Source organism: Azoarcus sp. Soil_N_20, from assembly GCF_057656155.1.
This window is the reverse complement of the sequence record NZ_JBDGKX010000010.1, coordinates 85,158-99,684: the sequence shown is the minus strand read 5'-3', so window position 1 is coordinate 99,684 and position 14,527 is coordinate 85,158. Positions and strand designations below refer to the sequence as shown.

General features: G+C 66.5%; 11 protein-coding genes. 7 read left to right on the top strand and 4 right to left on the bottom strand.

Annotated elements, in window-relative coordinates; genetic code table 11:
• Window positions 1-158 precede the first annotated feature (158 nt).
• From AC3A35_RS19075 to AC3A35_RS19060, 4 genes are all read right to left on the bottom strand, one after another.
• On the bottom strand, window positions 159-2,699 hold the full coding sequence (locus AC3A35_RS19075; protein WP_487437815.1) for an efflux RND transporter permease subunit: 2,541 nt from the start codon (window positions 2,697-2,699) through the stop codon (window positions 159-161).
• 63 nt (window positions 2,700-2,762) lie between these two features.
• Window positions 2,763-3,875 (bottom strand): WD40/YVTN/BNR-like repeat-containing protein, encoded by a 1,113-nt coding sequence (locus AC3A35_RS19070; protein ID WP_487437814.1) that lies wholly within the window; start codon window positions 3,873-3,875, stop codon window positions 2,763-2,765.
• A 96-nt stretch (window positions 3,876-3,971) separates the two neighbouring features.
• Window positions 3,972-5,351, bottom strand: a complete 1,380-nt coding sequence (locus tag AC3A35_RS19065; RefSeq protein WP_487437812.1) for a DUF1329 domain-containing protein — start codon at window positions 5,349-5,351, stop codon at window positions 3,972-3,974.
• Between the two features lie 43 nt (window positions 5,352-5,394).
• Window positions 5,395-7,077 (bottom strand): DUF1302 domain-containing protein, encoded by a 1,683-nt coding sequence (locus tag AC3A35_RS19060; RefSeq protein WP_487437811.1) that lies wholly within the window; start codon window positions 7,075-7,077, stop codon window positions 5,395-5,397.
• Between the two features lie 447 nt (window positions 7,078-7,524).
• On the opposite strand from AC3A35_RS19060, the gene AC3A35_RS19055 reads away from it, so the two are divergent.
• From AC3A35_RS19055 to AC3A35_RS19025, 7 genes are all read left to right on the top strand, one after another.
• Window positions 7,525-8,304 carry an SDR family NAD(P)-dependent oxidoreductase gene (locus AC3A35_RS19055; RefSeq protein WP_487437810.1) on the top strand — a complete coding sequence of 260 codons (780 nt, stop codon included), beginning with the start codon at window positions 7,525-7,527 and terminating at the stop codon, window positions 8,302-8,304.
• A gap of 21 nt (window positions 8,305-8,325) precedes the next feature.
• Window positions 8,326-9,117, top strand: coding sequence for a histidine phosphatase family protein (locus AC3A35_RS19050; protein ID WP_487437809.1), 792 nt, complete (start codon window positions 8,326-8,328; stop codon window positions 9,115-9,117).
• A gap of 195 nt (window positions 9,118-9,312) precedes the next feature.
• The gene (locus tag AC3A35_RS19045) at window positions 9,313-10,095 is read left to right on the top strand and encodes an SDR family NAD(P)-dependent oxidoreductase (protein WP_487437808.1); all 783 of its coding nucleotides are present in this window, start codon (window positions 9,313-9,315) and stop codon (window positions 10,093-10,095) included.
• A 19-nt stretch (window positions 10,096-10,114) separates the two neighbouring features.
• Entirely contained in the window at window positions 10,115-10,900 is a 786-nt protein-coding gene (locus AC3A35_RS19040; RefSeq protein WP_487437807.1) for an enoyl-CoA hydratase/isomerase family protein, read from the top strand.
• A gap of 303 nt (window positions 10,901-11,203) precedes the next feature.
• Window positions 11,204-11,557, top strand: a complete 354-nt coding sequence (gene arsC / locus AC3A35_RS19035) for an arsenate reductase (glutaredoxin) (RefSeq protein WP_487437806.1) — start codon at window positions 11,204-11,206, stop codon at window positions 11,555-11,557.
• Window positions 11,558-11,913: 356 nt separating this feature from the next.
• Window positions 11,914-13,071, top strand: a complete 1,158-nt coding sequence (locus tag AC3A35_RS19030; protein ID WP_487437805.1) for a catalase family protein — start codon at window positions 11,914-11,916, stop codon at window positions 13,069-13,071.
• Window positions 13,072-13,357: 286 nt separating this feature from the next.
• Window positions 13,358-14,527: an outer membrane protein assembly factor BamB family protein gene (locus tag AC3A35_RS19025; protein WP_487437804.1), complete on the top strand. Its 1,170-nt coding sequence runs from the start codon at window positions 13,358-13,360 to the stop codon at window positions 14,525-14,527.

Below are 14,527 nucleotides of genomic sequence, written 5' to 3'. Positions count from 1 at the left end.
GTCGGCCATGCTTCGGCCGGGGCATCGCCGCAGCCCCGATGGCGCCCCGACAATAAAAACCAGTACATCTGTTTGTTATCAGCCACCGAACCGGGTCGGCATCTGCTCCATCCCGGATCTGCGCGACGGGGGCCCGTGCGGCGCCCCGTCGCGGTCGATCAGCGGTAGTTTTCCGCCAGCCGCCCGCCTCCCGACGCCGCGCGCGCATCGGTCCGCGCGACGGCCTGGTCGGCGACCGTTCCGGCCGCGGCCGCCGCGTCGTCCGCCAGCGGCGCCGGCCCGTCGTCGGGCAACGCGATCGCCTCGCGCCGGGTCTCGCCGCGCAGCAGGTAATGCGACAGCGCCGGGATCAGGATCAGCGCGCCCAGCATGTTCCACAGGAACATGAAGGTGAGCAGGATGCCCATGTCGGCCTGGAACTTGATCGGCGACCACACCCAGGTCACCACCCCGGCGGCGAGGGTGACGCCGATCAGGCCGACCACCTTCCCGGTGAAGGCGACCGCACGGCGGTAGGCCTCGGTCAGGTCCATCCCCATGCGCTGCTGGGCGAGCTGCACGCTCAGCAGGTAGAGCGCGTAGTCGACCCCGATCCCCACGCCGAGCGCCACCACCGGCAGGGTCGCGACCTTGACCCCGATCCCCAGCATCACCATCAGCGCCTCGGCCAGGATCGAGGTCAGCACCAGCGGCAGCACCGCGACCACCACTGCGCGCCACGAGCGGAAGGTGATCGCGCACAGCAGGATCACCGCCCCATACACATAGAGCAGCATGGTGTGGTTGGCCTTGCGCACGACGATATTGGTCGCCGCATCGACCCCGGCATTGCCCGCCGCGAGCAGGAATTTGCGCGACTCGGTGTCGTGCGCGGCGGCGAAATCGCTCGCCGTCTTCACCACGCGTTCGAGGGTCGCCGCCTTGTGATCGGACAGGTAGGCGAGCACCGGGATCAGCGAACACGGCGCATCGAGGAACTCCGAGTTCCAGCTCATCGCGTTGTTGATCTGGGCGTCGATCAGGCTCTGGTTGTCGCTGATCGTGAGCCACTTCGGGTTGCCCTCGAAGCCGCCGGCGGTATAGGCGCGGACCGTGTCGGCCAGCGAAACCGTGCGCTGCACGCCGGGCACCTGGGCCAGCTGCCAGCTCAGGCGATCGGTCTCGGTCAGGGTCTCGAACGAACGGCACTCGTCGGGCGGCGTCTTCACCATCACCGCGAACACGTCGCTGGAGATCCCGTAATTGGCGGTGATGAAGGCGTTGTCCTGGTTGTAGCGCGAATCGGGACGCAGTTCCGGCGCCCCGGCGTCGAGATCGCCCACCTGCAGGTTCAGGCTGTACATGTAGCCGACCACGCCCAGCACCACCGCGCCGCCGATCGCCCCGGCCGCCCAGGCGCCCCCGGTGAAGCGGTCGAGGCCGCGCCACAGCGCGCCAAGGCCGCGGCTACCGGTCTCGTCGCGCTCTTCGGCCAGGCTGCGCTGGGCGGCCGCCGGGCTGACGCCGACGTAGGACAGCAGCACCGGCAGCAGGATCAGGTTGGTGAAGATCAGCACCGCCACCCCGAGGCTGGCGGTCAGCGCCAGCTCGCGGATCACCGGGATGTCGATCACCATCAGCACCGCGAAGCCGACCACGTCGGCCAGCAGCGCGGTCAGCCCGGCGAGGAACAGGCGGCGGAAGGTGTAGCGCGCCGCCACCAGCTTGTGCGTGCCGCGCCCCACATCCTGCATGATGCCGTTCATCTTCTGCGCGCCGTGCGAGACGCCGATCGCGAACACCAGGAAGGGCACCAGGATCGAGAACGGATCGAGGCCGTAACCCAGCGTGACCACGGTGCCGAGCTGCCACACCACCGCCACCAGCGAGCAGGCCAGCACCAGCAAGGTACTGCGCACGCAACGGGTGAACAGAAAGATGATGAGGGTCGCCACCAGTGCGGCGACCATGAAGAAGCCCATCACCAGGCTGAGCCCGTCGATCAGGTCGCCGATCAGCTTGGCAAAGCCGATCGCATACATCCGCACCGAACCGTCGGGCCCGGCGTACTTGGCGCGGATCTTCTCCAGCCCCTCGGAGAAGGCGCGATAGTCGACCGCCCTGCCCTCGGCGTCCTTGGCCAGCAAGGGGATCACGATCATGCTCGAGCGGTAGTCGTTGGACACCAGGCTGCCGACCACCCCGGCGCGCCCGATGTTGACCCGCAGGTCCTCGATCGATCTGGCACTTCCGTTGTAGTCGTTGGGCATCACCGGCCCACCGGAGAAGCCTTCCTCGGTGACCTCGGTCCACCGCACCACCGGTGTGTACAGCGACTTCATCCACGCCCGGTCGACGCCCGGCAGCAGGAAGATCTCGTCGTTGATCCGGGCCAGCGTGGCCAGGTAGTCCTTGTCGAAGATGTCACCGTTCGGGTTCTCCACCGCGACCCGCACCGAATCGCCCAGGCCGCGCAGCTGGCCGCGGTTCTCCAGGTAGTTGTGGATGTAGGGGTGGCCGTGGGGCAGCATCTTGTCGAAGCTCGCGCCCACGGTCAGGTCCTTCATCTGGAACGCGAAGAAGGCGGTCAGCAGCGCGCAGGCGATGACCAGGACCATGCGGTGGTTGAAGATCAGTCGCTCGAGGAGGGTTCCCGACCGGTTGTCGAAATCCTTCGGGTCGGCGATCACCGCCATGGGTTGTTGCTTGCCGATGTCCATTATCGTGGTCCGCTCAGGGGTTGATGCGAATTTCCAGCCTGATTCATTGGGCCGATCCGGTCATTACTGCGTCGTGGCGGCTGCGGCGGCCGGGCCGATCGCCTCGATCCGCACGCCTTCGCTGCCCACCAGTCCGACGCGATCGCCGCCGAGCGCGGCGATGCCGAAGTAGGGCATCGGCACCGCGGCCCTGACCGGCGCGAACACCTTACCGCGATCGCCCGACACGCTGACTCCGCCGGCCTGGTTGGCGAGCACGACCTGCCCGTCCGGCAACAGCACGCCACCGACGATGCCCGCCGGGCTGCCGGTGTCGATCCGCTCCCAGTGCGTGCCGGAGGCCGAACCCCGGAACAGGCTGCCGCGCATGCCGAATACCAGCAGATCGTCCGCGCCGGCGCCGACGATGCCGAACAGGGTGCCGTTGTATGGGGTCTGGATGCCGACGAAGCGCTCGCGGGCGGGATCGAACTTCCACACCATGCCCTGCTCGCCGGTCAGGTAGATCTGGCCGCCAATCTTGCTGATCGAATACAGATGAAACTCCTGCGGGTTGTCGACCCGGTCCATCCACGGCACCCAGCTCTTGCCGCCATCGACGGTGCGGTAGATGCGGTTGAACGCGCCGACCACGAAGCCGCTGGTCTCGCTGTCGAACAGCACGTCGAGGAAGGCCTGGGTGCCGCCCGCGTCGATCAGGCTCTGTTCGCGCTGAAGAAAGCCTTCGGCCTCGGGATTGGCGTCGAGCCGCGCGGTGAAGTGGCCGACCGCAAGCGCGGCCGCCTGCCTGCCTTCGAGCTGGCGGGTCCAGGTCCGGCCCCCGTCCGCACTGTGCAGCACCACCCCGCCGTGACCGACCGCCCAGCCCTTGCCCGGGGTCGGAAAGGACACCCCGACCAGATCGTTGCCGACCGGCACCGCGGCCTGCTGCCACGTCGCACCGCCGTCGTCGGAGGTCACGATCACGCCGCGCAGCCCGACCGCGACCACCCGCTGCCCCGCGGTGGTGACCGCGATCAGCGGACTGCGCGCGGCCAGTGCGCTGTCCATGGCCGCCACCTCCTGCGGATTCTGAAACCCGTGGGCGGCCACCGAAATGGCCAGCGCCAGCCCCGCCACGACGCCACACAGCACCGAACGGGAGCGGCGCTGCCGGGACCCTGTTTCCTCGATCATCTTGCCCAACCCTCCATCAGCGACGACCGCATTGCGGTCGATCGCGACTACCGACCCTCGCCCGAGGCGCGCCGGCCGCAGCCGGCGCCTCGTGCATCAGCGTACGCCCGAACCCGCCAGCGCCTCGGCGCTGTAGAAGGAGAGGGGTTTGGCGGGGGTCATGACCCAGCCGCCGCTGTCGGTGGTGTCCTCCTGGCGCGTGTAGTTGCCGGTTTGCAGGTCGTAGGTCACCCACTGGTCGGTCTGGTGCCCCTGCGTCTCGTACATCACGATCGGCAGCGAGTGGCTGACGCGGTAGATCGCGCCGCTGGAGTCGTAGTTGTCCGAGATGCCGACCCCCGGGAGGTCCTCATCCCAGTAGATCGTGCGCTTGGGGTAGACGTGGCGCATGCCCGGCTTGAGCGTGGCCTCGACGACCCAGGTGCGGTGCAGCTCCCAGCGCACGCAATCCGGATTGAGGAAGTTCTTCGCGTTCATCGCGACCTCGCTGGGACACACGCCGGGGTCGTTGATTCTGAAGGCGTTGTAGGGGATGTACGTCTCCTTCTTGCCGACCAGTTTGAAGTCGTAGCGCTCGAGGGAGCCGTAGAACACCGCCGATTCATCCACGACGCTGGCCCCGCCGCCGGTCGGACTGGGGGTGTCGAAGGCGATGTCGGGCGCAAGCTTGACGCGCCGCTGCCCCGGCAGGTAGGACCAGGCGCGGCGACCCGGATCGATGAGGTCGATGGAGTCGCGCACGATCAGCTTCTCGCCCGCCTTGCGCGCCGGGCTGCTGTAGTCGATGCGCAACATCTCGAACAGCTCCTTGCTGTCGATGGGGGTCGTCCGGGCCGGATCCATGACCGGATACTGAATCCACATCGTGCCGACGCCGGTGACGGTGCGATTGCCCTGGGTGTCGACCAGCGTGCCCGTCATGCCGTGGGTCATCATCGAATGACCGTCGAACTTGAGCAGGCGGTTCCACATCACCTCGGCGCCGGTCTTCGGGAAGGGAAAGGGCCAGCCGGCGTAGCAGCCCTCGAGCCGGAGCCCGTCTTCCGTGGTCTTGCAGTTTCCGGCGGCATTCTTCTTCGCGTTGTCGAGGATGTACTGCGGATAGTTGGCGGTGCGGTGCGTGGGATAGACGTCCATCCGGTAATCCGGATATTTCTTGAAGATCGCCTGTACGCCGGCAGACAGCTTGTCGGCGTGCTGCGCCATGTTCTCTGCGGTGATCGAGAACAGGGGCTTCTCGTCGGCGAACGGATCCGGCCTCACGTGGGGCTTGCCCGGGTCGTAGCTGGCGGGCGGCTTGATTCCGCCCCCCTTGTATTCGGGGATCGTCCCCTCCTTGTTGCCGGCCTTGACCGCGCCCCATGGGGTCAGCGTGGTGCCGAGCTGGGCAAGCTCTTCCGGGGTCGCGGCCGCAAGGGCCGAACCGGCGCAGGCGATCGCCATGGCGGTGACGAAAGGTTGGATGCGGCGAGTCATCTTGGTGTCTCCTGATGGGTCTGAGGATGCATTTTTTTGCTTATTAGAATGTGGTCTTGAACGTGAAGGACAGCCAGCCGCGATCGTGGATCAGCGCGTTGCCACCGTTCGACGTGTACATCTGCTCCGGCCCGATCCCCGGGACCCCGGCAAAGATGTTGGCACCCGACTTGTAGTCGCCGAAGTAGTCGGTATAGGCGATATCGAACTTGTACTTGCCCTTGTAGTCGGCGCCGAGGCCGATGCTCCAGGTGCCGCTGTCCTCGTTGCCGCCGAACGGCACCGGGGAGTTGCCCTTGAGGCCGCGATCGTAGTGGATCGGCATGGTGAGATCGACGCTGGGCAGCACTTGGTACCACAGCGGGGTGAAGGTCATCGAGATCCCCCACGCATCATCGGTGGCACAGCCGTCGGACTTCTTGCCGCCGGGGGTGCCGAACGGGTCGCTCGAGCAAGTGTGGTCAACGTGGTTGAAGTTGCCACGCGTGCTGCCGTACACCTTGTCGAGGCGGCTGTAGCTGAGCTCGGCCAGGAAGGTCGCCGAATCGAACAGCGGCGTCTTGCCGATGAAGGCAATGGTGTTTACCAGGGCGTGCCAGGAATCGCCACGCGCCAGGCCGGGCGCGCCGAACACGGTATTGAGCGCGGTGTTTTCGCGATGCACTACCTCGGCGCCCACCGACATCCCGCCGATCTGCTTGGACAGGCTGACGCCCCACAGTTTGACGTCCTCGGCGTAGGCATTGTGCAGCTCGACCAGACCGGCGCCGGTGTAGGTGCCGAGCACCGCCGGTACCTTGTCGTCGAACTTGCGGTAGTACAGGCCGAAGGTCCCGAACTCCTGCGACGCCTTGACGCTCACGCCCCAGCTGCCGGCATCGCCGGGAACCTTGTCGGGCCCGGAGTCGAGGTCGCCGCCGTAGGGAATCCCGAGGAAGTTGGTGCCCTCCTGGAAGAACGGGTCGGCAAAGGTGAAATAGGTGCCGCCCTCGTAGATGCGGTAGGGCTTCCACTCCAGGTAATACTGCGCGGCCACCGAAATGGAGTCGGTGATCTGGGCGGTGGCGGACAACTGATTGAGCGGCAGGAACAGCTCCTTCGCCTCCGAGCCCGGGGTGGCCACCGCCTTGCGGAAGTCGACCGGCCCCTGCGAATAGGACACGCCGTGTATCGGCGTGAACAGCGACTCGCCCCAGTAGATGTTGTGGCGGCCAGCCTTGAGGTCGACCGGCACGGCGCCGAGATTGAGGCGGGTGAACACGAAGGCATCGAGCAGTTCGGCGGACTGGGTGTAGTAGCGCTTCACCGTGCCGGTGTACTTGTTGTTCGGGTAGGCGGTACCCAATCCGGCCGCCTGATAGGCCGGATTGCCCTTCACGTCGCCATCGTAGGCGGCGTCGTACCATGCTGCCCCGGATACGCGAAAGCCGTGGTACATGTTGTAGACGACATCGAACTCGCTCAGCAGGTCGATCCGGTTGGTGACCGTGTCGCCGCGATCGAACCGGTACTCGCCGGCCTGCAGCGCCCAGCTGTCGCCGAGGGTATCGTCGCGCTTTTCCATCCGCCAGCCGACGTTGTAGCGAACGGTGTTGTCCCAGCGGATCTGCAGGTCCTGGTTATCGACATCGAACTGAAAAGCCATCGCCGAGCCACTCAGGGATGCCGCAACAGCGACAGCCACGATGGACAGGGACGGCGGACGCACCAACCGGATAGCGCTCATGTTTCTCACTGCCTCCTTTGTTTTCGAAGCGACGACCATTGTGGCCTGCGCTTCAGTGGAAACCTTGCCTCGACGGCCAACCAAAAACAAACCGTCTTATTTGTTTTCTAGGAGATTGCACCCGATTCGATGGCTTGCCAAGCACTTTCGCACGCAGACTGCACCGTTTCGTCGTCTCCGCCGGTTCTTGCTAAAAACCGACTACTTTGTTTTTTATTATGATAAGCTTCCCAGCAACGAATGCAAGAAATAATTTTGCGCATCCTGCAGGGTGGAATCACCGCCCCGCGCGCCGCGAGGAGCACGCCGTGAGCAAACATCAGCCGCACCGCACCGCCCGCTGCTTCCGTAAAAGGGTGGCGTCATGAGCGCCCCCGCCCGGCCGCCCGAAGGGGGCGCTCGCCCTCCCGCGAGGAGGATGTCGCGCAGCGACAGGAGGGTAGTCCAGTGAGAGCCGACATCACCGACATGTTTCGCCTGCACCAGCGCACCGCGCTGGTCACCGGCGCGTCCAGCGGGCTCGGCCGTCACTTTGCACTGACCCTCGCGCGCGCCGGTGCCCGCGTGGTGGTCGCCGCACGGCGCCGCGACAAACTCGCCGAACTGGTGGCGGAGATCGTCGCCCTCGGCGGCGAGGCCTACGCGGTCGAACTCGACGTGGCCTGCGCCGACACCGTCCGCGCCTGCTTCGACGCCATCGCCGAACTCGGAGGCGGCGCCGACCTGATCGTGAACAACGCCGGTGTCACCGTGGACAAGGCGCTGCTCGAGCACAGCGAAGCGGACTGGGACTTCGTCCTCGACACCAATCTGAAGGGGTCCTGGCTGGTCGCCCAGGAAGGGGCGCGACGCCTGGTGGCCGCCGCCAGGGGCGGCAGCGTGATCAACATTTCGTCCATCCTCGGCGAGCGGGTCGCCGCCGGGGTCGCCCCCTACGCCATCTCCAAGGCCGCGCTCATTCAGGCCACGCGCGCGATGGCGCTGGAACTGGCGCGCCACGACATCCGCGTCAACGCTATCCTGCCCGGGTACATCGCGACCGACTTCAACCGCGAATGGATCGCGAGCGAGGCCGGCGAACGGGTGCGAAAGCGCATCCCCAGCCGCCGCTTCGGCCAGCCCGCCGACCTCGACGGCGCCTTGCTGTTGCTCGCCTCCGCCGCCGGGGCGCATATCACCGGCGCCGCGCTGGCGGTCGATGGCGGCCATCTGCTGAAGTTCATCTGATCGATGGGAACGCAAACCGACATGAACGACAAGGCAAGCCCCGCAATGGAACCCTGCGCTGCCCGCAGCGGGCCGGAGGCGGCGTCGATACTCACCACCGACAGGTGTCCCCCTGCCCTGCCCGGCACCCGCTGCCGGCGCCGCATCTATTTGATGCGCCACGCCGCGGTCAGCTACTTCGATGCCGACGGCCGCCCGCTCGACCCACGCACCGTACCGCTCACCGCCGAGGGCCGGCGCCAGGCGCAGGCCGCCGCGCAGCTGCTGGCCGACGTCCGCTTCGACCTCGCAATCTGCTCCGGCCTCACCCGCACCGTCGAGACCGCGCGCATCGTGCTCGGCGCGCGCAGCCTGCCCCTGCACGACGACGCCCGCTTCAAGGAAGTGCGTGCCGGCCGCTTCGCCGACATCGCGCCCGAACAGCGCGAACGCCTCATCGGCTACGCCTACGAGACCGCCGGCGAACCCGACGGCAGCTTCATCGGCGGCGAACGGTGGACCGATTTCGGCGCCCGCGTCGGTGCCGCATGGAACGCGCTGATCGCCCGCGACGACTGGTGCAACCTGTTGCTGGTGGCGCACGACGGCGTCAATCGGGTACTGATGGCGCAACTCGTCGGCGCCGGGCTCGCCGGCCTCCGCGCCTTCGAGCAGGACCCGGCCTGCATCAACATGATCGAACTCGACGTTACCGCCGGCACCATCGAGCGCGCCTGGCTGCGCGCAGTCAACCTCGCCGCCTACGACCTGGTGCGCGACGGCAAGCACCAGATGGTGATGGAGCAGATCCACCGCAGCTACGGTGCAAGGTGATCGATCCGGGCCAGGCGCCCATTCCGGATGCCGGCGCCGAAGGGACTGTTATTAATACGGCGGAAAGCGCGCATGGTAGGCAGGGATCCCAAGTCCGGCTAAGATCGGACGAAAAACATCCAGCCCTGTTTCCGGAAGCCTCGCCCGACGGCGACACATCCGGAAAACCATAAATACGAGGAGCGAGACGCCCCCATGACCCAGCATCAACGCCTCGCCGGCCGCGTGGCCATCATCACCGGCGCCGCTTCCGGCATCGGCCGCGCCACCACCGAACTGTTCGCCGCCGAAGGCTCCGCGGTGGTCGCGGTGGATCTCCCCGGCTCCGCCATCAACGACGTCTTTGCCGACAACGCGAACATCGCGCCGCTCGCGATCAGCGTCACCGACGAGGGTGCGCCCAAGGCCATGATCGACCTCGCGCTGGCCCGCTTCGGCGGCATCGACATCCTCTACAACAACGCCGGCATCGTGCCCACCGCACCGATCGCCGACCTGCCCGACGACGTCTGGCTGCGCACCTTCGACGTCAACGTGCACGCCATCCTGCGCACCTGCCGCCACGCCATTCCCTATCTGATCGAACGGGCGAAGGACAAGGGCCGCGCGCGCATCATCAACACCGCCTCCCTCCTCGCCCTCTACACCGACAACCACTGCGCCGCCTACACCGCCTCCAAGCACGCGGTGGCCGGGCTGACCAAGACCCTGGCCAAGGAACTCGGCCGCCACGGCATCACCGCCAACCACCTCGTGCCCGGCGCGATCCTGACCAGCATGACCGAGGGCCTGTTCGCGATTCCCGAAGTGCGCGCGCAATGGGAACAGGCTGCCGCGGTCAAGCGCCTCGGCCGCCCGGAGGACGTCGCCCGCGCCGCGCTCTTCCTGTGCAGCGACGACGCCGACTTCATCACCGGCCACGGGCTGGTGGTGGATGGTGGCGTCACCCTGACCGCCGGCCCGCAACTGCCGCTTTAAGCCCCCGCCGGAGACCCCGATGACCGAATCCGCTTCCCCCCTGCTGCTCGGCCGCGAAGGCGCCGTCGCCCACATCCGCTTCAACCGCCCGCAGGTGCTCAACGCCATCGACAGCACCATGGCCGCCGCCTTTCTCGACGCGTGCAAGGCCATCGCCGCCGACTCCGCGGTGCGCGTGGTGGTGATCAGCGGCGAAGGCCGCGCCTTCATGGCCGGCGGCGACATCGCCCAGTTCCGCGACGACCCCGCCTCCATCCCCGCCACCCTGATCGGCCCCATGCACCAGGCGCTGCAGATCCTCACCACCCTGCGCGCCCCGGTGATCGCCAGCCTGCAGGGCGCGGTGGCCGGCGCCGGCATGAGCCTCGCGCTCGCCTGCGACCTCGCCATCGCCGCCGACAACACCCGCTTCAACCTCGCCTACGTGAACCTCGGCACCAGCTGCGACCTCGGCGCCTCATGGAGCCTGCCGCGCATCGTCGGCCTGCGCCGCGCACTGGAAATCGCCCTGCTCTCCGACCCCATCGACGCCGCCGAGGCACTGCGCCTGGGCCTGGTGAACAAGGTCGTCGCCACCGACGCGCTCGCCGAGGAAACCGCCAGCCTCGCCCACCGCCTCGCCGCCGGGGCGCCCGCCGGTCAGGGCATGCTCAAGCGCCTGCTGCGCGACGCCTACACCCGCGACTTGCCCGCCCAGCTCGAAGCCGAACAACAGGGCTTCGCCGCCTGCTCGGCAACGCGCGACTTCGGCGAAGCAGTCGCCGCCTTCCTCGAAAAGCGTCCGCCAAAGTACACCGGCAACTGAACCCGAAAACCCGCCCTGCCAGGGCGTGGATTAGGCAGCCCCCCGCGCCTGCCCCATCCACCCCGAATTCACACCAATCCCACCCCGTAGGGGCAGCCCCCCGTGGCTGCCCCCATCCGGCACCGACACCAGATCTGGGGCAGGCACGGGTGGGGGCAGGCACGGAGTTGGGGCAGGCACGGGGGCCTGCCCCTACGAGGACCGGCGCCACATTGCGCATCTATCCGGCCAATTGCGTCCGCGGCCCCTTCCGCGATACTTTCGCCGCAATCTTCCATACACCCGCCAGGGAGCCCCGCAGCCATGAGCGACATCACCATCTATCACAACCCCCGATGCGGCACCTCGCGCACCACGCTGGAGACGATCCGCAGCAGCGGGGTCGAGCCGCGCGTGATCGAGTACCTCAAGACCCCGCCCCAACGCGCCGAACTGACCGCCATCGTCGCTGCCAGCGGCCTGTCGGTGCGCGAGCTGATGCGCAGCAAGGAAGCGATCTATAGCGAACTCGGCCTGGCCGACCCGAAATGGAGCGACGATGAGCTGATCGACGCCATGCTTGCCCACCCCATCCTGATCAACCGGCCCATCGTCGTCACCCCGCTCGGCACCCGCCTGTGCCGGCCGGCCGAAATCGTGCGCGAAATCCTGCCCTGAGGGCATTCATCCCGTCCGACATCAGACGGTTCGGCCCAACGCAGGGCATCACCCACACCCATCCGGGCGCCGGCCTGTCGGGCATCGCTGCCGGCCATCGCGCGCCGCGCCGCCGGGCCGCGATCGCATCGCCATTGGCCCTTGTTCCGCATCCGGCAAACACCGGAAATCCTCGGGTTGGGGTTGACCAAAGCTTGGCCTACTATTCATTGTCAATGCCCAACAGGGGAAAACCGGGGGCCGCCCTTGCTCATCGCACGCAACGAGCAACGCGGCCCGTGTTCAATGCTGCGCGGCCGGCCTCGCCCGGTCCGAGCGTCCTTTGGCCGACGCGGCCAGCCAGGCGGGAGACGGCAATGCCCGACACAGACGATGAACTCTATGTTCATGAGCAGTACAAGTTCGGGAGCTGGGAGCAGGAACTTGCGGAATTCAACGATCACGTCAAACGCGTGCTCGAAGCGCAAAAGGCACTCGCGGCGCAGCACACCCAGGGGAGCCCACAGCGCGTTTTTCATGCCAAGAACCACGCGTGCCTGGCGGGCAGGCTGATCCTGCTCGACGACCGCCCGCCGAGCGTCCGCCACGGCATCTTCGGACCGAACGGAAAGAGCGCCTACAACGTGCTCGCCCGATTCTCCAACGGCGTCGGTCTGGACCAGCACGACCTGAAACCGGATGTCAGAGGGCTCGCCCTGAAGATCTTCGGCGTCGGCAACGGCGACGACTCGCTCGCTGCCAACACGCAAGCGCCACGCACGCTCGACTTCCTGATGACCAACTCGACCAATCCGTTCGGCAGGGATCAGGACGAGTTCGTCCAGTTCATGGAAGCGAACGTGCACCCCGGCCCCCTGGGCATCCACCTGATCGGCTTCCTGATCCACCACACCGAAGTCGCCCGATTGCTGCTGAAGGCCACCTTCCGGGTGATCCCGAGTCTGGCCACCGAGCAGTACTGGAGCGGCCATCCCTACCTTCTCGGCATGCATCAGGCGATGAAGTTCAATGTTCGTCCCCTGGAAGACGGCCGGACCGAAATCGACGACGAACTCCGCGGCGAGGCCTCCAGACTCGAGGCCACGGCTCCCCCGGACGGCGACAAGCTGGAACATCAGGTCAGACACTGGTTCGCGTTGCGAACGGGTGGCAACTCGAAGGTGAACCCGAACTACCTGAGCATCGAGTTGCGCGAGCGCCTGCAGCGGGGACCGATCAGGTTCGTGTTCTCGGTGCAACTGGAGAAGGACCCGCAGTCCACGCCGATCGAAGACGGCCTGATCGAGTGGAAGGAGAGCGACAGCCCGTCGATTCCGGTGGCCGAACTGGTGCTCGATCGGGAACTCGAGGCCGACGTGTGTGCGCAGCTGAGGTTCACCCCCGGGCATTTCGTCCCCGAGCACCGCCCCTTGGGCAACCTTGGGCGGGGCCGCGTCTTCACCTATGAAGCCAGCCAGATCGGCCGCAACGCCGCCCTGGAAGAACCGCCCGAGCACATGCTCTTTGGCATTTGAAGCACCCACCCCGATCCGTGCCCCTGGGCGAAGCCGCGCGGCTCGTTCCGGCGGCTCCGGCAGCACCGGGCCCGGTCCACGGAGCGCCTGCCGCGCTGAAATTCTTCAATTCCTGCAATACCTTTGTCGGTAAATCTTACAGGTTTCGCCAGGCTCCATTTCCGCGTTTTCAAGGACCTGAAAACGCTGCGTTTTATTTCTTGGCATGCGCTTTGCTCGATAATCGAAACCAGAGGATCCCGCGTACTCGATCAATTCAATCAAGCCTTACCTGGAGGATTGAACCATGATTGATAAATGCAGATTTGGATTGGACGCCGCCAGAGTCTTTCTCTCCGCAGTGCTATTGGCGGGCAGTGCCGTTCTTGTCGCATCTGAAGCCAGGGCAGCCATCCTCTGGGCCTCCGCTACGGGTGGAGCCGTTGATTCCTCCCCCACCGTCGTGGACGGCGTCGTCTACGTCGGCTCGGACAGCGGCAGCGTCATCGCCATCAATGGGACAACCGGCGCGTTCCTGTGGACGACGGCAACCGGCGGAGCCGTCGACTCTTCGGTCGCCGTGGCGAACGGCATTGCCTACGTCGGTTCCGACGACGGCCTCATGTACGCCCTCAATGCGACGACCGGCGCTCCGATCTGGATTTCCAATACGGATGGCGCGGTGGACTCCTCACCCACCGTCGTGAACGGCATCGTCTATGTCGGCTCCGACAGCGGCAAGGTCATCGCCATCGACGGGACAACCGGCGCGTTCCTGTGGACGACCGCCACCGGCGGAGCCGTCGACTCTTCGGTTGCCATAGCGGATGGCATTGCCTACGTCGGTTCCGACGACGGCTTGATGTACGCGCTCAACGCGATGACCGGCACTCCGATCTGGATTTCCAATACGGATGGCGCGGTGGACTCCTCGCCCACCGTCGTAAATGGTGTCCTCTATGTCGGCTCCGACAGCGGCAAGGTCATTGCCATCGACGGGACAACCGGCGCATTCCTGTGGGCGACCGCCACCGGCGGACCCGTCGACTCCTCGGTTGCGGTAGCCGACGGCATTGCCTATGTCGGCTCCGACGACGGCTTCATGTACGCGCTCAATGCGGTGACCGGCGTGCTTATCTGGGTTGCCAATACTGATGGCGCGGTGGACTCCTCACCCACCGTCGTGAACGGCATCGTCTATGTCGGCTCCGACAGCGGCAAGGTCATCGCCATCGATGGGCAGACAGGGCAGTTCCTCTCGGTGACGCAGACCGGCGGCCCCGTCGATTCGTCGCCGGCCGTGGCCAACAATATCGTCTACGTCGGCTCGGACGACGGCATCATCTATGCGATCGCCGCAATCCCCGCAGCGACCGTCCCCGAACCCACCACGCTCGCGCTGCTCGCCCTGGGCCTTGTCGGTCTCGGACTCTGGTGCGGACGCAGACAGCGGGGCAATCGAGGCGGACCGGGCTGA